This window comes from Providencia rettgeri (assembly GCF_001874625.1).
GTDB classification, from domain to species: Bacteria; Pseudomonadota; Gammaproteobacteria; order Enterobacterales; family Enterobacteriaceae; genus Providencia; species Providencia huashanensis.
Genome location: NZ_CP017671.1, coordinates 474,938 through 497,416 on the forward strand (window position 1 = coordinate 474,938; position 22,479 = coordinate 497,416).

The window sequence follows — 22,479 nt, forward strand, 5'->3', positions numbered from 1 at the left end:
CTTTTCAGTTTCAGTAAAGGGCTTAAAAGGTTTAACGTGAATATTCATGTGCATTTTATCAAATTTCTTATTTATAAGTAACCTTTATTATTATACATAACTAGTTGTTATTTATTTTATATTATTACTTTTTATCTTGAACCCTGCGTTTTTTCCTACTTTTTTTCTTTAAGATGTCATTATTTAATAGTGTTCCCTATAACATTATGCTTAAATAAAACTTAACTAATTATGAGTTAAGGTTATGGTTTTATGTTCAAATATATAGGGATATTATTTGTGTTTTTGCTTGTTGGTTGCTCGATTTCAGCATCTAATAAAGGCTACTACCTTGATAATCGTTACCCATCAAGAAATACGAGTGAACGGATTCAATATATTATTTTACACTACACTGTTTCTAATGATGCACGTTCGATAGAGCTTTTAACAAAAGGGAATGTGAGTTCACACTATCTTATTCCCAGTAAACCTGAATTTAAATACGGTAAACCAGTTGTATTACAATTGGTACCCGAACAGCTAAAAGCTTGGCATGCTGGTTATAGTCGTTGGCAACATCAAAAAGGTTTGAATGACACTTCCATCGGTATTGAGATAGTAAATCCCGGTCTTCAAGAAAATAGCCTTGGGAACCAAACTTGGGTACCTTTTAATGAATCGCAGATTGTTGCATTGATTCCATTAGTTCAAGATATTATGCAACGGTATAATATACCGCCTGAAAATATTATCGGTCATAGCGATATCGCACCATTACGTAAACAAGATCCAGGTAGGGCATTTCCATGGCAGCGTCTTGCTCAGCAAGGAATTGGTGCATGGCCTGATGCTAAAACAGTTAGTAAATACTTAGCGGGGCGAAATGCTAACGAACCCGCTAATGTGTTACGTGTTCAAAAGGCTCTGAAATTTTATGGTTATTCGGCGATCCCTCTATCTGGCGAGTTGGATGACCAAACCAAAAAGACATTGCGTGCCTTTCAGCTGCACTTTCGTCAGCGGGATATTGAAGGGTTAGCCGATGCAGAAACAGAGGCAATTGCGTTAGCCTTAATTGAAAAATATCGAGATATGGAAAATTTCAAATTATTTGAGCAAACGGAGTAGTTATAAATATAAGCTACATAATGGTTAACATTGCTGATGAGTATAATAAAAGTGAAATGAGGTTTGGGCCTCATTTCACTTTTTGTCATTTAACGGTTTGCGCCGTACTCACGGCTAATTTCTTTTGCAGCCTTGATAACCATCGCACCTAATTCAGTAATGCGGTCATCTGTAATACGTGATAACGGCCCTGAAATAGAAATAGCAGCAAAGGCTTCTTTATGTTCATCATAAATACAGGCACCAATGCACCTTAAGCCTAAAGCATGCTCTTCATCATCATAGGAAAACCCTTGTTTTTTAGCTTGTTGCAAGTTTTCTTTTAAGGCTGATGGGTTAGTTAACGTGTATGGAGTATAGGCATGTAACCCTTTGCGGCTTAAAAGAGGGATTAGCTTTTCTTCGGGTAAGTTTGCAATAAACGCCTTACCGGCTCCAGAGGCGTGTAAAGGCAGTTTCCCGCCAATAGGTGCTGACATCCTCATTAATGCGTTGCATTGCACTTGATCGACAATAACAGCATCATATTCCGAGTGGTCGAGGATAGCTAAATTGACGGTTTCCCCTGACCCATCCATTAAACGGCGTAATATAGGGTGAACCAACGCTAATAAATTACGACTTTCTAAAAAGCTACTTCCAATAATAAAGGCATGAGATGCAATAACCCATAAGCCAAGATCGCCCGTTTGGCGCACAAAACCATGCTGTTCTAATGTCATCAACAGTCGATGTGTCGTTGAATTTGGTAAGCCAGCTTGTAATGCAAGGTCAGTGAGTGCAATGCCACCGGTGGATTCAGAAATGTATTCCAACAGTGTCAGCCCACGACTTAATGATTGAACTTGCCCCGCAGCGGTAGCTCCACTTGCTGGCCCTTTTGCTTTTTTATCTTTTTAGTAATTGGTGCCGTTGCCATTAAGTCTCTCCTGACGGTAATTTTGTTTCTATTATGTACTATCTCACCTAAAAATACTCATCGGATCAGTTGAAAGACCGATTTTATGCAACCTGAAAAACTCTCATCATAACAGCGAATTTTCGAGTTAAAAGTTGTGATAGGATGTTATAAGTAAAAATTTGACTTATTTCTCAGTGTTCCATTTTAGGAGGGCAGTGCAGTGTCCGAAAAAATTAATCAATTAGAACAAGAATTAAAAAAACGTATATTGGTATTAGATGGTGCAATGGGAACAATGATCCAACAACATAAGTTGTCGGAAGAACAATTTCGTGGGGATAGGTTTGCTGACTGGCCCTGTGATGTGAAAGGTAACAATGACTTATTAGTACTAACCCAGCCTGAGATTATTAGAGATATACATCATCAATATTTTGCAGCAGGTGCAGATATCGTTGAGACAAACACCTTTAACTCCACGCCTATTGCGATGGCTGACTATAAAATGGAAGCCATTTCCGATGAAATTAATGAAACTGCTGCACGTATTGCGCGCGAATGTGCCGATGAATGGACACGAAAAACGCCAGAGCAGCCTCGCTATGTGGCGGGTGTTTTAGGCCCAACCAATCGTACGGCTTCTATTTCTCCGGATGTAAATGACCCTGCTTATAGAAATGTTACTTTTGATCAACTTGTTGAAGCTTACAGGGGATCTACACGATCTTTAGTTAAAGGTGGGGTCGATCTAATTATGATCGAAACTATTTTTGATACCTTAAATGCTAAAGCGGCGATTTTTGCAGTTGAAACAGAATTAGACGCGCTAGGTGTTTCGCTGCCTATTATGATTTCAGGCACTATTACTGATGCATCTGGGCGTACTTTATCGGGGCAAACGACAGAAGCATTTTATAACTCATTGCGTCACGCGGCCCCACTTTCATTTGGTTTGAATTGTGCACTGGGTCCTGATGAACTTCGTCAGTATGTTTCAGAGCTATCAAGAATTGCTGAGTGTTATGTCAGTGCTCACCCAAATGCCGGCCTGCCAAATGCATTTGGTGAGTATGACCTTGATGCACAAAATATGGCTGAACAAATTCATGAATGGGCAACAGCAGGTTTTTTAAATATCGTCGGTGGGTGTTGTGGCACAACACCATTACATATTAAAAAAATGGCGGAAGCGGTGAAAGGGGTGATGCCGCGTCAGTTACCTGAATTGCCTGTTGAATGTCGTTTATCAGGTTTAGAACCATTGAATATCAGCAAACAGTCACTGTTTGTAAATGTTGGGGAAAGAACGAACGTAACGGGTTCAGCAAAATTCAAAAGGCTGATTAAAGAGGAAAACTATTTAGAAGCGTTAGATGTGGCGCGCCAACAAGTGGAAAGCGGTGCTCAAATCATCGATATCAATATGGATGAGGGGATGCTGGACTCCCAAGCTGCTATGGTACGTTTTCTGAATTTAATCGCGGGTGAACCTGATATTGCTCGTGTTCCTATTATGATTGATTCTTCAAAATGGGAAGTCATCGAAGCTGGGCTTAAGTGTATACAAGGTAAGGGAATTGTTAACTCTATCTCCATGAAAGAGGGGGTTGAAACCTTTGTCGAACACGCCAAACTGCTGCGTAAATACGGGGCTGCGGTGGTTGTTATGGCCTTCGATGAGGTAGGGCAAGCCGATACACGTGAGCGTAAAATTGAGATTTGCCGACGCGCCTATCAGGTGTTGACCGAAGAGGTTGGCTTTCCCCCTGAAGATATCATTTTCGACCCAAATATTTTTGCTGTCGCGACAGGGATTGAAGAGCATAATAATTATGCTGTTGATTTTATTGATGTTTGTAAGGATATTAAACAACAACTACCACATGCCATGATATCCGGTGGGGTATCGAATGTTTCCTTCTCTTTCAGGGGGAACGACCCAGTCCGTGAAGCTATCCACGCCGTTTTCTTGTACTACGCCATTCGTAATGGAATGGATATGGGGATCGTGAATGCAGGGCAATTAGCCATTTATGACGACCTACCCGCTGAGTTGAAAGATGCAGTTGAAGATGTGGTATTAAATCGCCGTAATGATAGTACTGAGCGGTTACTGGAATTAGCGGAAAAATACCGCGGGGCTGGTGCTCAAGAACAGCAAATCCAACAGGCGGAATGGCGAGGTTGGGACGTAGAAAAACGCCTTGAATATTCGCTTGTTAAGGGGATCACTGAATTTATCATTCAAGATACAGAAGAAACTCGCCAACGTGCATCAAGCCCCATCGAGGTTATTGAAGGCCCGCTGATGAACGGGATGAATGTTGTGGGGGATCTGTTTGGTGAAGGAAAAATGTTTTTACCACAAGTGGTGAAATCTGCCCGGGTGATGAAACAAGCAGTTGCGTATTTAGAACCGTATATTCAAGAACTTAAACAATCGGGAAGTAGTGCTGGTAAAGTGTTGTTAGCAACAGTCAAAGGGGATGTTCACGACATTGGTAAAAATATTGTTGGCGTAGTGCTTCAGTGTAATAACTATGAAATCATCGACTTAGGCGTGATGGTGCCATGCGAAACAATTTTAAAAACGGCACGTGAGCAAAATGTCGACATTATCGGCCTGTCAGGCTTGATAACGCCATCCCTTGATGAAATGGTTCATGTGGCAAAAGAGATGGAAAGACAAGGCTTTACGTTGCCGTTATTGATTGGGGGGGCAACAACGTCGAAAGCACATACCGCAGTGAAAATTGAACCTAACTACAGTGGACCAACCACGTACGTCCAAAATGCATCACGTACTGTTGGTGTGGTTTCAGCGTTATTGTCTGATACTCAAAAAGCAGATTTTGTTGAGCGTACTCGCCGTGAATATGACACGGTACGTTTACAACATGGGCGTAGACGACCAAAAACACCACCAGTCACTCTTGATATTGCCCGAGCCAATAAGGTGAAAATTGATTGGTCTAATTATCAGCCGCCGGTGCCGAAATTTTTGGGTATTCAAGAGGTTAATGCATCAATAACAACCTTACGTGAATATATTGACTGGACGCCATTTTTTATGACGTGGTCGCTCGCTGGGAAGTACCCACGTATCTTAGACGACGAAGTCGTGGGGTCAGAAGCACGTAAATTATTGAATGATGCTAACGCGATGTTAGATAAGCTCGAAAAAGAACGTTTACTGACACCAAAAGGTATTTTTGGCTTATTCCCCGCGAACTGTGTTGGTGACGATGTTGAAATCTATACAGACGAAACACGCCATCATGTGCAAGCAGTGAGTTTGAACCTACGTCAGCAAACCTTAAAGACGGATTTCCCGAATTATTGTTTATCTGATTTTGTGGCACCTAAAGACAGTGGTAAAGCCGATTATATCGGTGCATTTGCTGTTACTGGTGGTTTAGAAGAGGATGTGCTGGCGGATGAATACGAAAAACAGCATGATGATTATAATAAAATTATGGTTAAAGCGCTGGCGGATAGGCTTGCAGAGGCATTTGCTGAATTTTTACATCAACAGGTTCGTATGCAGTATTGGGGTTATGCGAAAGATGAAAATTTAAGTAATGACGAGTTGATCCGTGAAAATTACCAAGGTATTCGGCCTGCACCGGGCTATCCAGCTTGCCCTGAGCACACAGAAAAAGAGAAGATTTGGCAGCTATTAGATGTTGAAAACCAAGTGGGAATGAAACTCACTAGTTCATATGCGATGTGGCCTGGGGCATCTGTATCAGGTTGGTATTTTAGTCATCCAGATAGCAAATATTTTGCAGTGGCTCAATTACAGAAAGACCAAATTGAAGATTATTCAAAACGTAAGGGGCTGTCGGTGACGGAACTTGAGCGTTGGTTAGCACCTAATTTAGGCTATGATCCAGAAGATTAATAAAACAGTGTATTGATTTTTCAGGTGTTCGGCACCATCTTATGGGGAAAGACATTAAAGGGGTCTAATGATGAGCTATGAATTTATTATTGAAAATGAACTGCCGCATTCAGTGGCATTTCCTTATCAGATCCAAAACAGTGCGGCGCCTGAAACATTTCTCATGAGCGAAGATGCGGTCAGTGCGATGATGAGTATCTTACAAATTATGGACAAACTCGATACGGATGAGTCCCTTGATGAGCACTGTTTTAACCAAATTTGGCTAAAAAGCGAGTTAACACCGGCGCGTGCAGAAGAGATTTATTTATTTCTGGAAGAGCGTTTAGCCGTAGAACCAGTGCCTTCACAAGACGAAATAGCTGCATTTCATCAAGCACAACTAGATGAAAACAAACTGTTATCGCAAGAAAGTAGTAAAGAAGGCATGATCCCAGTCCATAAATTTTCTACCAATGATGGTTGGTTGGTCACGACTAAAGAATGTGAATGGATAGCTGAAGTTTTCGCCCCGGAATTAGTGAGTGAAAACCACTTTGTTGTGTCGCAAATTTCTGAGTTATGCAAAATTAGTCACCAAAAACTGGAACATTTACTGATTGAGTGGGGTAAATTCAATTTATTTGCCAGTAAACATGGTGGTTACCGCGTTAATTAAGCCTTTGATAGGTTAATCTTTGGTTTAGGTAGTGGCCGTTTTAGCGATGAATGAACACTACCTAAATTTTTCGACGAAATTTCTTCCTAATAGCGTTTTTTCAGCTTGAATCCCTTATGAATTTTTTATTGGAATGTTATGTTAATAACATAACGCCAATGAATGGGTAATGGTGATGAAATTACGGTATTTATTTCTAGCAGTGTGTTTGAGCACTGCGTCTTTGGCTCAAGCGACTTCGGAAGCTCCTTCTACAAAAAATAAGCCGCTAGAAACCGCAAGTCAGGCCAACGATGTCGTATTTCCTGATGATTTTAAAGCTAAATTAAAATCTGCTAAGGAAGGGGATGTCGATGCGATGGTGGATGTCGGGCTAGCCTATATGGATGGAACCGATTTTTTGCAGAGCAATGATCAGGAAGCTTATCGCTGGTTTAAAAAAGTTTCTGATTTAGATAATACAGATGGCGATTATTATTTAGGTATGCTGCTGCAAAATCAAAAAAAATTTAAACAAGCGGAGTACTGGTATCGCCGAGGCGCTGAAAAAGGGGATGCTTATTGCCAATATGCCATGGGGTATTTATATGAACATGGTGTAGGAGTTGAGCAAAACTATCAGCAGGCTAAAGCATGGTATTCAGAGGCTGCGGAGCAAGAGCATGCAAATGCACAGTTTGCTATGGGGTTATTTTATCATGATGGGCTTGGTGGCGAAGTTGATTATTCAAAGGCTCGTGAATGGTATGAAAGAAGTGCGGTAAATAATGTTGCAGCGGCGGTTAATAACCTTGCTGTTATGTATGAAAACGGTGACGGGGTAGAGCAGGATGATGATACGGCCGTTTACTTGTATCGACAAGCCGCAAATATGGGTTCAGCAATTGCGCAAGTCAATATGGGCGATTTTTATCAGGAAGGCCATAACTCGATTGAGAAAAATAGTTATCAAGCCATGTATTGGTATAAAAGGGCTGCGCAGCAAAACAATGCTTCGGCGCAACTGGCTATTGCAAAAGTTTATGAGCTTGGCAATGGGGTAACTAAAGACTTAGCTGAAGCATTCACATGGTATGAAAGAGCTGCACAAAACAAATCATTTGAAGCAGGAATGAAGGTCGCTGAGTTTTATGAGAAAGGGTTAGGTGGCATTCAAAAGAACCCTGTAAAGGCAGTAGAATGGTATCAAAATTTAGCCAATCAGGATTATAACGCAGCACAAATTAAGCTCGCCAAATTATATTTGGCTGGTGAATGGAAAGAAGCCGATGTTACGCAAATTGCAAATTGGTTAATACTGGCACAAGGGGATAGCATTGAGGCGAAAAATCAATTAGCAATTTTCTATTTAACGGGGACTGGCGTTGCGCAAAACTCGTTAAAGGCCCGAGAGCTTTTGGAAAATGCCGCATTTAAGAAAAACAGCGATGCACAGAATAACCTTGCTGTAATGTATGCTCGTGGCGAAGGGGGAGAAAAAAATATCTTCCGTGCAGTCATGTGGTTTGAGCGCGCAGTCGAACTCGGTAATGCCACTGCCAAACATAATTTAGTACTATTACAGCAGAACAAAGGTGTGAAAGCCGCAATGTTAAAGTACACTGACAGCGTTAAAACGAAAAATAAGTCAACTGATTGAATAAGAAGGCGATTATGAATATCGCCTTCTTTGTTTTAGAGCGGTAGTTTGGTTACTCGAATAAATTACTATGTAATGTACGAACGATATTTTCAGCATCGTCACCGGGAACCAGTAAACAAATATTGTGGCTACTGGCCCCGTAGCTGATCATGCGAATATTGAAAGATTCTAAAGCACCAAAGATTTGTTTCCCTAACCCATTTACTTGCGATAATTCATTACCGATGATGGCCACTAAGGCTAAGTTTTCTTCAACTTCAACACGGCATAGAGCCGAAAGCTCAGTCATCAGTGCATTAGTTAGCAAACTGCCATTTGTCCCTGTTGAACCGGTTGTATCTAAGGTTAGAGCGACACTCACTTCGGAAGTTGTGATTAAATCTACCGAGATATTATGGCGTAGTAAAATCGTAAATATTTCAGCTAAAAAACCACGTGCATGTAGCATTTTTAGGCTATGCAGAGTTAATAATGTTTGTTTACGGCGTAGCGCTAATGCCCTGAATTGTGGTGGGTTACTGGTTTTATCAGAAACAATGGTGCCACCTGCTTCTGGGGATTTACTTGAACCAACGAAAACCGGGATACCAGCACGTACAGCGGGGAGCAGTGTTGCCGGATGCAAAATTTTTGCCCCAAAGGTTGCCATTTCAGCAGCTTCATCGAATGCTATTTCATCAATACGCTGTGCATTTGGCACGACCCGTGGGTCAGTAGAGTAAATACCTGGAACGTCAGTCCAAATATCAACGCGAGATAAGCTTAGGACTTCAGCTAGCAGTGCAGCGGTATAATCACTCCCACCACGCCCAAGTGTTGTTGTACGGCCTTTTGGATCACGGCCAATAAACCCTTGGGTAATAACTACTGATTCTGCTAAGCGAGGTAACAGCTGTTGTTCTGCAAGGGTTTTCAACTGCTCCAACTCAGGTTCTGCACGACCAAAACTTTCATTGGTTCTCATGACTTTACGGACATCAAACCATTGTGACTCGGTATTGCGCTGGCGGAGGACTTCTACGAATAATAGGGTTGACATTAATTCACCATGACTAACCATTTCATCCGTCAATGCGTCAGAAGTGGCGAGAGACGCGGAATCAGCTAAATGAGCGATATTATCAAGTAATCGATTGATTTCTTCACGGATCACATCAGCAGTTTGCAGATTATCAATAATCGCATATTGGATATCTTTAACTTTTTTCAGTAGCTCATTGCGTTTATCAATATCACAACCTTCAGCGAGTTCTATTAGCAAATTAGTGACTCCAGCGGAGGCAGAAAGCACAACGACTCGAACATTTGGATTAGAAAGAATGATATTGGCACTATTGTTCATTGCCTCAAAGTTCGCGACACTAGTGCCGCCAAATTTTGCGATAACAAACTGACTGTTGTCTGATAAAGACGCTACTGTATTCATGGTATCGATCCCTGTCGTTAAACTATATTTTTATATAGATTTATCGGGTAATTAGCGTTGCGTCAATCAAGAATCGAAGTAAATCAGTAATTCTAATGATAGGTAATTCATTATCGGTTTTCTCAATATACTCGTCATCCTTCAAGCTGCATGGGTGTTGACTGCGCTCAGATAGCCGAATCACATACTTTTGTATGCTCATCGGTCTATCTTCCCTTGTCGCCTACATGCAACTCGAATGATTTAGAGTATATGGCGGTGGTCATCCTTCAAGCTGCATGGGTGTTGACTGCGCTCAGATAGCCGAATCACATACTTTTGTATGCTCATCGGTCTATCTTCTCTTGTCGCCTACATGCAACTCGAATGATTTAGAGTATATGGCGGTGGTCATCCTTCAAGCTGCATGGGTGTTGACTGCGCTCAGATAGCCGAATCACATACTTTTGTATGCTCATCGGTCTATCTTCCCTTGTCGCCTACATGCAACTCGAATGATTTAGCGTGTACGCGCTGCTGTTAAAGTTAAATGACATTGAAAGTGCGTATTTCAGTGAAAGAGTTAATTATGTCTGGAAAAGTGCCGTGGAATTGGGGAATATCAACATAACGCAGAAAACCGATAAGTCTCGTATCTTTGACGAGGTACAATATATTTATATTTTAAATTATTTTGGAGAGTGTTATCCATGAAAAGTATTAATCCAAGCCAAACGGCTGCATGGCGGGCGCTAGAACAACATTTTGCGCAAATGAAGGATGTTCATATGCGTGACTTGTTTGCGCAGGATAAAGACCGCTTTACTCATTTTTCGGCAACGTTCGATGGTCAAATCTTAGTGGATTTCTCCAAAAATAGAATTACACAAGAAACATTAGATAACCTGTTAGCGTTAGCAAAAGAAACTGAGCTAGAAAGCGCGATCAAGAGCATGTTCAGTGGTGAAAAAATCAACCGTACCGAAGACCGAGCGGTGTTACATACGGCTTTACGTAACCGTGATAACACACCGATTTATGTTGATGGTAAAGATGTGATGCCAGATGTTAATGCTGTGTTAGAAAAAATGCAGAAATTTAGCGAGCGCATTATTCGCGGAGAGTGGAAAGGTTATACAGGTAAAGCGATAACAGATGTTGTTAATATCGGTATTGGTGGTTCTGATCTTGGGCCATTTATGGTTACAGAAGCATTGCGTCCATATAAAAACCATTTAAATATGCATTTTGTTTCTAATGTGGATGGCACACAAATTGCGGAAACGCTGAAGAAACTGAACCCTGAAACGACATTATTTTTAATTGCATCAAAAACGTTTACGACCCAAGAGACCATGACAAATGCGCATTCAGCACGTGAATGGTTATTGGCTACCGCAAAAGACGAACAGCATATTGCCAAACACTTTGTGGCACTATCAACGAATAGTGAAGAAGTTGCTAAGTTTGGTATTGATACTAATAATATGTTTGAGTTTTGGGATTGGGTTGGAGGCCGTTACTCTTTATGGTCAGCAATTGGCTTATCGATTATTTTATCCGTGGGTTTTGACAATTTCGTTCAGTTATTGAATGGTGCCCATGCTATGGATAAACATTTCACCCAAACACCACTAGAAAAAAACATCCCTGTACTGTTAGGTTTGATTGGCATTTGGTACAACAATTTTTTTGAATCAGAAACTGAAGCGATTCTGCCATACGACCAATATATGCACCGTTTTGCAGCGTACTTCCAGCAAGGCAATATGGAATCAAATGGTAAGTATATAGACCGAGATGGAAAACCAGTTTCATACCAAACGGGCCCAATTATTTGGGGGGAGCCAGGAACCAACGGTCAACACGCTTTTTATCAGTTGATTCACCAAGGGACAAAAATGATCCCTTGTGACTTTATTGCGCCTGCGGTGACCCATAACCCGTTAGGCGATCACCATGAAAAATTATTATCTAACTTTTTTGCGCAAACTGAAGCGCTAGCTTTTGGAAAAACTCGTGAAGTTGTTGATGCGGAATTTGCTGCGCAAGGTAAAAATATCTCTGACATGGAATATGTGGCACCGTATAAGGTATTCGAAGGTAACCGCCCAACCAACTCAATCTTATTGAAATCCATTACCCCTTATTCACTGGGGGCATTGATCGCAATGTATGAACATAAGATTTTCACGCAAGGGGCGATTTTGAATATCTTCACTTTCGATCAATGGGGTGTGGAATTAGGAAAACAATTAGCCAGCCGTATTTTGCCTGAATTAGAAAATAGCGAAACAGTCAATAGCCATGATAGTTCGACTAATGGTTTGATTAATAACTATAAAGCTTGGCGTTAACCTTTCTTATTACGTCATATCACTGTCTTATGAAGAAAAAGCGGGAAGCTGTAAAAACTTCCCGCTTTATTGAGATAATGAATGACGGAGACTTGCCTAATAAATTCTTATTATTACGATGTTAATAAATTTTATTATCGTTTATAACTCGTTAGTAATTAAAAATTTATTCACTATTTTTTTACATTTTGTGTTGAAAATGTGACTTTTTATATAAATTGTTAGCTAACTTTAACCCTGTAGCAAAACAACGTGATATCCTACCGTCTAAGAAATACAGTAAATCATAACCATGTTATCCATGGTGGAAATTTAAGTAATGGATGAAACACTATTTACCTCCCATCCCATTCATTGGTTGGCTGAGGATGATAAAATAGTTCCTGCCAATACGTTAGATTGGTTGTTAGAACTTGGTTCCATGACAAAACGCTTTGAACAACACAGCCAGCAAGTTACCGTGATACCTTATTTAGAACGCTATGTATCGCAAGGTATGTTGAGCATTGAAGAGGCACAATCTTTACCTGAAAGCCCTCGTTATTGGGTCAGGGAAGTCGTCATGTATGGGGATGGTATTCCTTGGTTACTAGGCCGTACTGTCATTCCAGAAGAAACATTGACTGATGAAGACCAGCAATTGGTTGATATAGGTAGAATGCCTCTAGGGCGTTATTTATTCAGCCGTGATGGCTTAACTCGGGATTATATTCGCATAGGTTCTAGTGCTGGTCGTTGGGTTCGCAGTTCTCGATTAAAACTATCGGCTAAACCATTGTTATTAACAGAAATATTTTTACCTGAATCACCTGCATATCGTTAATTATCCTAAATATTTTAAATTTTCATAAATTCAGTAAGTACGCAACACCAACAAACATAAATCAGTGGCTTACAGAATTGAGTGGTATAAACATATACCCAATTTGAAGTATGATGGAATCGAATAAGGAGCACGACAAAGTGGAGGGAAGTATGACGCTAAGTAAATGGCATGCATACAGCCGTTTAATGCGTATAGATAGGCCCATTGGTTCACTATTACTCTTGTGGCCAACGTATTGGGCATTATGGATTGCAGCTCAAAGCACACCAAGTTTACATCTTTTGATTGTGTTTACTGCTGGGGTGTTTTTTATGCGTGCCGCAGGTTGCGTCATTAATGATTTTGCCGATCGTCATTTTGATGGTCACGTAGAACGCACTAAGCATCGGCCACTCCCTAGTGGGGATGTGACTGAAAGGGAAGCTAAAATACTGTTTGCGGGGCTTGTTGGCTTTTCCTTCTTACTCGTTTTAACGCTTAACTCAATGACAATTTGGCTATCTATTGCGGGCCTAGCTTTAGCATGGGTGTATCCTTTTGTTAAGCGAGTCAGTCATTTACCTCAGGTAGTATTAGGTGCTGCATTTGGTTGGTCAATTCCGATGTCGTTCTCTGCAGTCAATGAAACACTGCCTCTGGTGTGTTGGTTATTATTCTTAGTGAATATTATTTGGTCTGTGATTTACGATACACAGTATGCCATGGTTGACCGTGATGATGACTTAAAAATCGGTGTGAAATCGACAGCAATCTTATTTGGCCAATATGACAAATTAATTATCGGCTTATTGCAATTGCTGATGGTGGGTTTGCTGGTGGTTGTAGGTTCTTTAGCAGGCTTAGGGATAACTTATTATCTTTCTTTGGCGCTTGTTGCAGGGTTATTTATTTATCAACAACAACTAATGGTGAACCGCGAGCGTGCTCCTTGCTTTAAAGCCTTTATGAATAATAATTTTGTTGGTTTGATTTTGTTTATTGGCATTATGGTGAGCTATTTTTAGCGAGTAAATCATTTTCCATGAGCCAACAAAAAAGGTAATGTTGAAAAACATTACCTTTTTGCTTTATAGGCTTCACAAAACCGAACTAGTCTTTTTCTGGCTCAGTAGTTTGTGCCGTTACCTCGGGTATTGCTTCTTTCTTTTCTTCTGAAAATTCATCAGCTTGGCTAACACTTTCAATGGTTAAACGAATTTCTGGGGACATTAGGCGCACAAGGACTGCATACAGCTTCTTGGCATTAGTGGTAAAAATATCGTTTTCATTATTATCGATATAGCCTTCTTCTCTAAGCGTTTCAACGAGAGTTGAAAACACTGCTTTATCAAAGAACTCAGGGGCGTTAATACCGTGCAGCACAGAAAGGCGTTGAGCAAGGATGCGGCTTTCTTTTTCCAACGTATTACGGCTGATTTCAGGGCTGGCATTGAGTAATGACAGCGTGATTGCGTAGCGCTGTAGTGTTTCACGGACACCTGCTGCTAAGAGCTGTAATGGACGAATACGGCGTGGGTTCAACACTACAATATCGTCGTCTCTTAAGCAGATAAGCTTTTGATTATTCAGTTCATCAATTAGAGTATCTACCGTTTCACGCAGCTGTTCATCGTTATAACGCATAAACAATTCTGCTTTTAGGAACGGGTAGATTTGGCTCACTTGATAGTAAATTTCTTGACGGCTGATGCGTTCATGATGCAGCACAATACTGGTTATTAATGACGGTAGTACCAGTAAGTGATGGATATTGTTACGGTAGTAGGTCATTAAAACGGCATTTTCGCGAGGAAGAATAATAATATCCCCCATGCTGTCTTTTTCTACCTCGAATTTATCCATCTGCAATGCATGTTCGAGCAGTTGTTCCGGCGTTTTATTAGGCGTTGTCGCATCAGGCGTATACGGCACATTACGTAATAATTGCAGGTAACATTCCACTTGCTCAATGAGTTGTTCACGTGTTAATGAACGTTGGCGTGAGGCCAGTAAAGCCGTTGCACATAAATTTATCGCGTTAGCGGCGGCAGCATTATTGATATTTACCATAATGTTATCCGCTAAAGAGCTAACTGTTGGGTTTAGCCACGATGGGCGCTGTGGCTCAATTGGATCAATTGAGTCACGCCAATCTGGGACACGCTGGTTCAGATAATGAGAAAGAGAAATTGGCTGACCAAAGTTCACATACCCTTGACCTAAGTTACGCAGTTTGCGCAACCCGCGGATCATGGAAAATAAACCTTCTTTCTCTTTTTCTGCCCCGCGCAGTTCTTTTGCGTAGGTCCCTACCTCCATTACGTGTTCATAGCCAATATAGATAGGCACAATAGTAATAGGGCGTGAGTCGCCACGTAGCATGGCTTGCAGCGTCATTGATAGTGTCCCGGTTTTGGGCTGCAATAAACGGCCTGTTCGGGAGCGCCCACCTTCAACGAAATACTCGATAGAGTAACCACGAGCAAACAGTTCACTTAAATATTCACGGAAAACCGTGGAATACAATTTGTTGCCTTTAAAAGTACGGCGGATAAAAAATGCGCCAAGACGGCGAAAAATCGGACCGGCAGGCCAGAAGTTTAGGTTAATACCAGCAGCAATGTGCGGTGGAACGAGACCTTGATGGTAAAGAACATAGGAGAGCAGTAAGTAGTCCATGTGACTTCGGTGGGAGGGCACATACACAATTTCATGACCATCTTGCGCTAATTGGCGAACGCGCTCAGCATGCTGCACGTTAATACCTTGATAGAGGCGGTTCCATGTCCAACTGAGCACACGGTCAGTTAAACGCACGGCTTCATAGGAGAAGTTCGCAGCAATTTCTTCCATCATATTCACTGCGTTTTGCTGCGCTTTTTTCAATGGAATTTTTTTACTGCGTGCTTCGTCTTCGACGGCTTTTTCAATTGCTTTTGAGGTCAGAAGCTTATTGAATAGTTCATAGCGGGCCGGCAGTTTCGGGCCAACCGCAGCAAGGCGCTGGCGTGAATAGTGAATACGGGCGACACGTGCCAGTTTATTGGCAATAATGGTGTCAGTACCGTGGTCCTGAGCCATTTTTCCAATAGAAACGGGTGGCGATAGGCGAACAAAACTGTCACGACCTAACCACAGGATAGCAAAAAACTTTTGCACCCCATTTAATAGTTTCAGTGGTGGTGCAGGGGTATGCCCTTCACGACCAGGAGAGCGCCCGAACATTACAGACGCGGGTAACATTTGAATATCTAGATTAGGGTTGTTTTTGTGCAAATCTAAATAAGCATGGAATGTTTTGACGGAATCTTTACGCGGGTCCGGTGAATAATAGCGAAATACGCGAGGGCCATCATCGATAAACACATAAGCAGGGAGCTTAGTGCCATTGATGTCGTTATCAACCAAAGGGTCAGGTAAACCGATAGCCAAGCATTGATGCCGTAGCGTTAGGAGGTCGGACTTAGAGTGGTAAGGCAATACATACAGTGTTGGCCTGTTAGTATCAAGCTGCAACTCTGCAATGGGGTCCGATGGAATTAGTTTACTTTTTACCAATAATTTAAGTGGTAAATTCAACGTGTTGTAATATATTTTACGCCATAGTGACATAAATGATTATAGCCTCTTGTTAACAATGCTGCGCAATCATACCAGAAATCTACTGGCAGATCTGTTACTGACAATTCACTTTGACCGTAAAAATCGATTATTGTTTGTATTTTTTAAGGAATAAATATGGCAAGTCAAACTAAGGGCTTTACCCGTGTAATTAAAGCCGCGGGATATTCCCTTAAAGGGCTAAAAGCCGCTTGGGTAAACGAAGCGGCATTTCGTCAAGAATCTGTTGCAGCAGTAATTGCGATTATTATCGCCTTTTTCTTAGATATCAGTTATATAGATAGAATACTGCTAATTAGTTCAGTGGTGCTGGTGGCGATTGTTGAGCTATTAAATAGTGCCGTAGAAGCTGTTGTTGACCGTATTGGTAGTGAATACCATGAGCTTTCAGGCCGCGCGAAAGATATAGGCTCTGCCGCAGTGTTTGTCAGTATTGGTTTAGCACTTTTTATTTGGGCTCTGGTTTTATGGCAACGTTATTTTGCCAGCTAGTTAATAAAAACAGTTTAAAGTCGAAAAAGAAGTCAATCGATAACAAATGCCTAAATTCAGCAATTTAACTGTTCCAAATCTTCATTTACCTGTATATACTCACAGTCTGACTGTATAAACAAACAGGGGAACGGAATGAAAGCACTGACGGCTCGACAACAGCAGGTTTATGATCTGGTGCGTGATCACATTTCGCAGACGGGTATGCCTCCTACACGTGCTGAAATAGCAGCAAGCCTGGGTTTTCGTTCGCCTAATGCGGCAGAAGAACATTTAAAAGCCTTGGCTCGCAAGGGTGTAATTGAAATTGTTTCTGGGGCATCACGGGGTATCCGCTTGCTTCTTGAAGAAGAAGCTGATGATCAAGGGCTACCTTTGATTGGGCGTGTTGCCGCTGGCGAACCTTTATTAGCGCAAGAACATATCGAAAGTCACTATCAAGTTGATCCAGAACTCTTCAAACCTCACGCAGATTTTCTATTACGTGTGAATGGTATGTCGATGAAAGACATCGGTATTATGGATGGTGACCTACTAGCGGTTCATAAAACACAAAATGCACACAATGGCCAAGTGATTGTTGCGCGTATTGATGATGAAGTGACTGTTAAACGCTTTAAACAGCAAGGTAATCGTGTTGAGTTAATTGCTGAAAATCCTGAATTTGCACCAATTATTGTCGATTTACGCGAACAAAGCTTCACAATTGAAGGTTTAGCGGTTGGCGTGATCCGCAATAGTGATTGGTATTAATTCTTAAATTATCAGGTTGGTAAGCGCTAAGTTGACGCTGCTTGTTTGATAATTCAATGATTGCTGGCAGATTTCAAATTGATGTGTAGAGATCTGCCTGCTTTACTTGTTCCTTTTCTTTTGTCTCTTTTCTTTGCATCTCATCGAATATTCTTTTCTTATATAAGCAACACCGTTAACTCTATCACTTCTATTTATTACTTTTTCTTTGTAGTAATAGGCTGTTGATGGTCATGGTGGCAATGTGCGTGATCTTGGCAGCTATCAATCTCATCACAGTTTTTACATAAGCCATGGTTTTCAACCACAGTATGACGCAAACGGAACTGGTTGGTTTCCGCTAGGCTGATAATAGCGGCTTCAATGGTTGTGCAATCACTTTCAGTTACGCTACCGCAGTGGTCACAAATTAACATCACTGAAATATGGCTAGGGTTATCAAAGTGGTGACAAACGACATAACTGTTGGTTGACTCTATTTTATGAATAAAGCCTTGTTCCATTAAAAACTCAAGCCCACGGTAAACGGTAGGGGGCTTTGCTTGTGGTTCAACTTCACGTAATAAGTCTAATAAATCGTAGGCACTGATAGCACCGTGTTGTTGCGCGATAAGGCGTAATACAGTTTCTCTCTGTGGAGTCAATCTAACGCCTCTTGACTGGCAAATGCGTTCTGCCATTACCAGTATCTTATCTTCATTCATTTTTTTCATTTTACTGACCCCAACTTCGAAAACAAAGTATCAACTATGGTAACAAGTTTATCATAGTTTTCTGACTGAAATAGCTTGAAAAGAAAAAGTGAAAGGATGAAGACAGCTATCTAGCTAAGCTTTGTTAGATAAAAAAATGAAAAATAAAATTTATAACTCATGAAGGAGATAAAGAAGATATTTTTATATACAGCATTATCAATATATAAATAACAAAAATTAAACATTTAATTTTTAAAAGAGTAACTAGTCTAAAACAATTCTTTGAAACTAAGTGTTACCTTTTGATATAAATTTTAATTAAGATTTATCTTATCTGAAATTTTATTTTTCCTATAAATGAGTGATAAAATTTTTTTTCCTTGGATTTTGTTCAATTAAGTTACTATTTATAGATTAAATATATTAATTTCCTCTGCTGTATAGTTTTATATTTTAGTGGCTAATTTTGTTTATTTTGAAATATTTTGAAAATCTTATAAATAGAAAGTGAAGATTTTATATAAATTTTCCTAAATGACATATTTGATTCATATATAAATGAGTTGTTTTGGTTTTTTATTTTATATTTAAGTGAATATAGGGTTATTATTCTATATAAACTCACTTCAGGTGTGATTTTTGACAATATATATTGAGATTGTAGAATTGACATCAGAAAGAATTGAAGCGTATGTATAAATATTCATTTAGTTTTCTACGTCAATTTTTAAAAGTTACAGCGAAAATTGAGTTGTTAATTAAAAAGCAAGAAAACTAGTGTAATGGATTTACGTTTTTAAAAAAGATGATAAATGAGAAGGACCTTATTTATATATAACCCTCTAATCTGAAAGAAGTTTATAAAGCTGGAGTGCTGAAAAACTTTACTGATAAGCGCAAATTATCAATAAAAATCAGAAAGAGGAAAATCCTTCCTACTTATTTAAGGAAATGTTTATGAAATTGAATAAATTAGCATTAACTCTAGCTATTGGTTTTGGGATTGGTTTCTCTGGAGCTGCATTAGCTGAAGATCCTGTCGTTCCAGCAAAAACAGTAGAAAGCTCACAAGGTGAAATCCGTTTCACTGGTTTCATTAACGATGTTCCATGTTCAATTGATGCAAATAACCTAAAACAACTAGTTGAGTTTGGTGAAATCGCATTACATGAACTGACATCAAACCAATATCGTTCAGACAGCAAAGATTTCGATATCGTATTGAAAAATTGTTCAACTGAAACTTACAAAAACGCAAAAATCACGTTTACTGGTCCAACAATCTCTGGATTCCAAGGCTTTACAGGTGAATTACTTGGTTTAGGCGGAAAAGTTAAAAACGCAGGTATCGTAATTACTAACGGTGCAGACAAAGTTGTTGAATTTGGTAAAGCATTCCCAGGTACTGGTGACGGTTATGCATTAAATGCAGGAGATGGCAAAGAAACAACTCTACATTTTGCAGCATATGTTAAAGGTAATGAAGATGCTAACGCTAAAGCAACAACGGGTAGTTTCAATACTGTTGCTAACTTCAAAATCGTATATCAATAAGACTTATTTGAGTTAGATAAATAGAAACATGTGGCGTATGGAAGGCCATATGTTTCTATACCTTTTTACTTTGTTTGATAGGCGCATAATTAAATGAAAAGCATAAGACTCAATTTAATTACAAAATTAATGCTTTTAATATTAACGCCGGTGTTTGTATTTTCCGAAGAGGCTATTGATTTTAACACGGACTTTCTTGAAACAGACAGCACTGAAAATGTCGACTTCAGTAAATTCTCTCACGCAAATTATATTCCTCCTGGAAATTACTCATTAGCGGTATCTGTTAATAGAGTTAAAATTTCTATGGAGCAACCTATTATTTTTTTTACACCTGATTATGACGATAAAATATCTCTTGCATGTATTACACCAGAGCTTTATAAGCAACTCGGTTTACAAAGTAATTGGAGTAAAAAAGTAACGTGGTTACATAATGACCAATGCTTAGATATTCGTTCTATTCCTGATATGAGTATTCAGGGTGACTTAGCAAAAAATAATGTCGATATAAATATTCCTCAAGCATTTATGGAGTATCAAGACCCTAATTGGGATCCTCCATCTCGTTGGGATGATGGTATTTTAGGTGCGTTTATTGATTACAATGCAACTGGGCGTATTGTTAATAAGCGTACTGGTGATAAAGGGACTGAGTCTGGTATTACTGCGACAGGAACCATGGGGACAAATATCGGTGCATGGCGCGTTAGAGCAGACTGGCAGACTCAAAAGGGTGAGTTAAATAAAGGTGGCCAATCATGGTCATGGAACCAACTTTACCTGTATCGCGCAATTCGAGCGTTAAATTCACGCTTAACATTTGGTGAGCAATATTTATCTTCTGAATTATTCGATAGCATACGTTACGTGGGAGCGAGCTTAGAAACTAATGAATCTATGCTTCCACCTCGTTTACAAGGGTATGCCCCTGAAATTGCGGGAGTTGCAAAATCAAATGCAACGGTGATTGTTAAACAAGATGGCCGAATTATTTACCAGACAGAAGTAAGCCCTGGTCCATTTAGAATTCAGGATGTTAACTCTTTTGGAGGAGGGACATTAGACGTCTCTGTTCAAGAACAGGATGGTAATGTCACAAATTATAAAGTTGAAACTTCGAGGTTGGGAACATTAACGCGACCAGGGCAACTTATTTATAAACTTGTTTTGGGTAAGCCAAGTAAAAATGAGCATAGTACTCAAGGGCCTGTATTTAGTTTAGGTTCTTTATCGTGGGGAGCAACAAATAACACGACTGTTTATGGTGGGGTTTTAGGTTCTTCAGAATATCAAAATATTGCGTTAGGGATAGGGCGTGATTTCGCTCCATTTGGTGTGCTTTCAGGTAATATTAGTGTATCTAGAGCGGAGATGGGAAGAGCGGATAATCATCGTACTTTGACAGGGAACTCCTATAATTTAACATATTCTAAACAGTTCGATGATATCAATAGCCAAATTACATTTGCAGGCTATCGATTTTCTGAAAGAAACTATATGAATATGAGTCAATTTATTGATAGGCGTTATAATGATAGCACGATGGATAGCGGTAAAGAATTATATACCATTATATTTGGCACGGCGTTTCCTGAATATAATACAAATATGTATTTAAATTACTCGCATCAAACTTATTGGAACCGTTCTTCAACTGACCAATATAACCTAACGGTTTCTAATTATTTTGATATGGGGAAAATAAAAAATTTAAGCTTAAGTTTAACTGCATATAAAACCAAATCTCATCAAAATGATGATAATGGCGTTTATTTAAATTTAAATGTGCCATTAAATGATAATCAAGCAAGTATTAGTTATTCAGGCTCATTTTCTAGTAATAGTAGTCATAATGTCAATTACTATGACCGTATTAATGAGCGAAGCACATATTCTATTTCTGCGGGAACGTGGGATAAAAATAAAGTAACGACATCAGGTATGTATAATTATGATGGTGATGCAGCACAAGTTAATATCAATGGAACGTACACTCAGGACAATCAAACTGCATTATCTATGCAACTAAAAGGTGGGCTAACAGTTACTCCAGAAGGTGGAGCATTGCATCGTAATACCTCAATAAATGGAGGGTCAAGAGTCTTAATCGATACGAATGGTATTGAGGGGATCCCTGTTCGAACTGGAGTAACACCCATTAAAACAAATCGTTATGGTAAGGCTGTTATCACAAGTATCATGGATTTCAACCGTAATAATTTACGGATTGATATAAATAGCATACCGGATAATGCCGAAGCATTGGATTCAAACCAATATGCAACCTTAACTGAGGGGGCGATTGGTTATCGGAAATTCAATGTGATTAAAGGTGAAAAAATATTAGGAACTATCAGTTTAGAAAATAATAGTTATCCACCTTTTGGATCATCCGTTATCAATGAGAAAAATATTGAAGTTGGAATTGTATCAGATAATGGGTTTGTTTATTTAGCAGGTATTAATCAATCAGATATCCTTAAAGTTAAATGGGGTGATAAATCATCATGTCATATTCAAATACCTGAAAAAATAGAAATTGGCATGGAAAAAACAATATTATTACCATGCAAATAATT

Annotated in this window: 15 protein-coding genes and 1 pseudogene; 11 read left to right on the plus strand and 5 right to left on the minus strand. The window is 39.7% G+C overall.

Annotated elements, in window-relative coordinates:
- Positions 1–252 precede the first annotated feature (252 nt).
- On the plus strand, positions 253–1,110 hold the full coding sequence (locus RB151_RS02145) for an N-acetylmuramoyl-L-alanine amidase (protein WP_042848535.1): 858 nt from the start codon (positions 253–255) through the stop codon (positions 1,108–1,110).
- 89 nt (positions 1,111–1,199) lie between these two features.
- On the opposite strand, the pseudogene iclR reads toward RB151_RS02145, so the two are convergent.
- Positions 1,200–2,029: pseudogene (gene iclR, locus RB151_RS02150) on the minus strand (glyoxylate bypass operon transcriptional repressor IclR).
- A gap of 202 nt (positions 2,030–2,231) precedes the next feature.
- Here iclR and metH point away from each other — a divergent pair.
- The 3 genes from metH to RB151_RS02165 all read left to right on the plus strand — a co-directional run bounded on the left by metH (position 2,232) and on the right by RB151_RS02165 (position 8,212).
- On the plus strand, positions 2,232–5,915 hold the full coding sequence (gene metH / locus RB151_RS02155; RefSeq protein WP_071547643.1) for a methionine synthase: 3,684 nt from the start codon (positions 2,232–2,234) through the stop codon (positions 5,913–5,915).
- A 67-nt stretch (positions 5,916–5,982) separates the two neighbouring features.
- On the plus strand, positions 5,983–6,573 hold the full coding sequence (locus RB151_RS02160; protein WP_173424840.1) for a hypothetical protein: 591 nt from the start codon (positions 5,983–5,985) through the stop codon (positions 6,571–6,573).
- Between the two features lie 175 nt (positions 6,574–6,748).
- Entirely contained in the window at positions 6,749–8,212 is a 1,464-nt protein-coding gene (locus RB151_RS02165; RefSeq protein WP_042848529.1) for an SEL1-like repeat protein, read from the plus strand.
- Positions 8,213–8,264: 52 nt separating this feature from the next.
- On the opposite strand, the gene lysC is transcribed toward RB151_RS02165, so the two are convergent.
- Together lysC and RB151_RS23275 are read right to left on the minus strand one after the other, a co-directional pair.
- Positions 8,265–9,641, minus strand: coding sequence for a lysine-sensitive aspartokinase 3 (lysC, locus tag RB151_RS02170; protein WP_071547644.1), 1,377 nt, complete (start codon positions 9,639–9,641; stop codon positions 8,265–8,267).
- Positions 9,642–9,681: 40 nt separating this feature from the next.
- Positions 9,682–9,843 carry a hypothetical protein gene (locus RB151_RS23275; RefSeq protein WP_155405749.1) on the minus strand — a complete coding sequence of 54 codons (162 nt, stop codon included), beginning with the start codon at positions 9,841–9,843 and terminating at the stop codon, positions 9,682–9,684.
- A 487-nt stretch (positions 9,844–10,330) separates the two neighbouring features.
- On the opposite strand from RB151_RS23275, the gene pgi reads away from it, so the two are divergent.
- The 3 genes from pgi to ubiA all read left to right on the plus strand — a co-directional run bounded on the left by pgi (position 10,331) and on the right by ubiA (position 13,807).
- Complete coding sequence (pgi, locus tag RB151_RS02180) at positions 10,331–11,977, plus strand: glucose-6-phosphate isomerase (RefSeq protein WP_071547645.1); 1,647 nt, start codon at positions 10,331–10,333, stop codon at positions 11,975–11,977.
- Between the two features lie 319 nt (positions 11,978–12,296).
- Positions 12,297–12,800 carry a chorismate lyase gene (gene ubiC / locus RB151_RS02185; RefSeq protein WP_071547646.1) on the plus strand — a complete coding sequence of 168 codons (504 nt, stop codon included), beginning with the start codon at positions 12,297–12,299 and terminating at the stop codon, positions 12,798–12,800.
- A 152-nt stretch (positions 12,801–12,952) separates the two neighbouring features.
- Positions 12,953–13,807 (plus strand): 4-hydroxybenzoate octaprenyltransferase, encoded by an 855-nt coding sequence (gene ubiA / locus RB151_RS02190; RefSeq protein WP_042848521.1) that lies wholly within the window; start codon positions 12,953–12,955, stop codon positions 13,805–13,807.
- An 85-nt stretch (positions 13,808–13,892) separates the two neighbouring features.
- Here ubiA and plsB read toward each other — a convergent pair whose 3' ends face one another.
- Complete coding sequence (gene plsB, locus RB151_RS02195; protein ID WP_071547647.1) at positions 13,893–16,394, minus strand: glycerol-3-phosphate 1-O-acyltransferase PlsB; 2,502 nt, start codon at positions 16,392–16,394, stop codon at positions 13,893–13,895.
- Between the two features lie 126 nt (positions 16,395–16,520).
- On the opposite strand from plsB, the gene RB151_RS02200 reads away from it, so the two are divergent.
- On the plus strand, positions 16,521–16,895 hold the full coding sequence (locus RB151_RS02200) for a diacylglycerol kinase (protein WP_042848519.1): 375 nt from the start codon (positions 16,521–16,523) through the stop codon (positions 16,893–16,895).
- Positions 16,896–17,030: 135 nt separating this feature from the next.
- A complete protein-coding gene (gene lexA / locus RB151_RS02205) occupies positions 17,031–17,648 on the plus strand; it encodes a transcriptional repressor LexA (protein ID WP_042848518.1) in 618 nt (205 codons plus the stop codon).
- A gap of 197 nt (positions 17,649–17,845) precedes the next feature.
- Here lexA and zur read toward each other — a convergent pair whose 3' ends face one another.
- On the minus strand, positions 17,846–18,361 hold the full coding sequence (gene zur, locus RB151_RS02210) for a zinc uptake transcriptional repressor Zur (protein WP_042848516.1): 516 nt from the start codon (positions 18,359–18,361) through the stop codon (positions 17,846–17,848).
- Between the two features lie 939 nt (positions 18,362–19,300).
- Between zur and RB151_RS02215 the strand changes: the two genes are divergently transcribed.
- Together RB151_RS02215 and RB151_RS02220 are read left to right on the plus strand one after the other, a co-directional pair.
- Positions 19,301–19,897 carry a fimbrial protein gene (locus tag RB151_RS02215; protein ID WP_042848515.1) on the plus strand — a complete coding sequence of 199 codons (597 nt, stop codon included), beginning with the start codon at positions 19,301–19,303 and terminating at the stop codon, positions 19,895–19,897.
- Between the two features lie 129 nt (positions 19,898–20,026).
- Positions 20,027–22,477 carry a fimbria/pilus outer membrane usher protein gene (locus tag RB151_RS02220; RefSeq protein WP_225833154.1) on the plus strand — a complete coding sequence of 817 codons (2,451 nt, stop codon included), beginning with the start codon at positions 20,027–20,029 and terminating at the stop codon, positions 22,475–22,477.
- Positions 22,478–22,479: the final 2 nt, after the last annotated feature.

Coding starts and splice junctions, on each gene's coding strand:
- lexA (WP_042848518.1), top strand. CDS start 17,031: ATGAAAGCACTGACGGCTCGACAACAGCAGGTTTATGATCTGGTGCGT.
- RB151_RS02215 (WP_042848515.1), top strand. CDS start 19,301: ATGAAATTGAATAAATTAGCATTAACTCTAGCTATTGGTTTTGGGATT.
- plsB (WP_071547647.1), bottom strand. CDS start 16,394: ATGTCACTATGGCGTAAAATATATTACAACACGTTGAATTTACCACTT.
- RB151_RS23275 (WP_155405749.1), bottom strand. CDS start 9,843: ATGAGCATACAAAAGTATGTGATTCGGCTATCTGAGCGCAGTCAACAC.
- lysC (WP_071547644.1), bottom strand. CDS start 9,641: ATGAATACAGTAGCGTCTTTATCAGACAACAGTCAGTTTGTTATCGCA.
- RB151_RS02165 (WP_042848529.1), top strand. CDS start 6,749: ATGAAATTACGGTATTTATTTCTAGCAGTGTGTTTGAGCACTGCGTCT.
- ubiA (WP_042848521.1), top strand. CDS start 12,953: ATGACGCTAAGTAAATGGCATGCATACAGCCGTTTAATGCGTATAGAT.
- ubiC (WP_071547646.1), top strand. CDS start 12,297: ATGGATGAAACACTATTTACCTCCCATCCCATTCATTGGTTGGCTGAG.
- RB151_RS02160 (WP_173424840.1), top strand. CDS start 5,983: ATGATGAGCTATGAATTTATTATTGAAAATGAACTGCCGCATTCAGTG.
- RB151_RS02145 (WP_042848535.1), top strand. CDS start 253: ATGTTCAAATATATAGGGATATTATTTGTGTTTTTGCTTGTTGGTTGC.
- pgi (WP_071547645.1), top strand. CDS start 10,331: ATGAAAAGTATTAATCCAAGCCAAACGGCTGCATGGCGGGCGCTAGAA.
- RB151_RS02200 (WP_042848519.1), top strand. CDS start 16,521: ATGGCAAGTCAAACTAAGGGCTTTACCCGTGTAATTAAAGCCGCGGGA.
- zur (WP_042848516.1), bottom strand. CDS start 18,361: ATGAAAAAAATGAATGAAGATAAGATACTGGTAATGGCAGAACGCATT.
- RB151_RS02220 (WP_225833154.1), top strand. CDS start 20,027: ATGCTTTTAATATTAACGCCGGTGTTTGTATTTTCCGAAGAGGCTATT.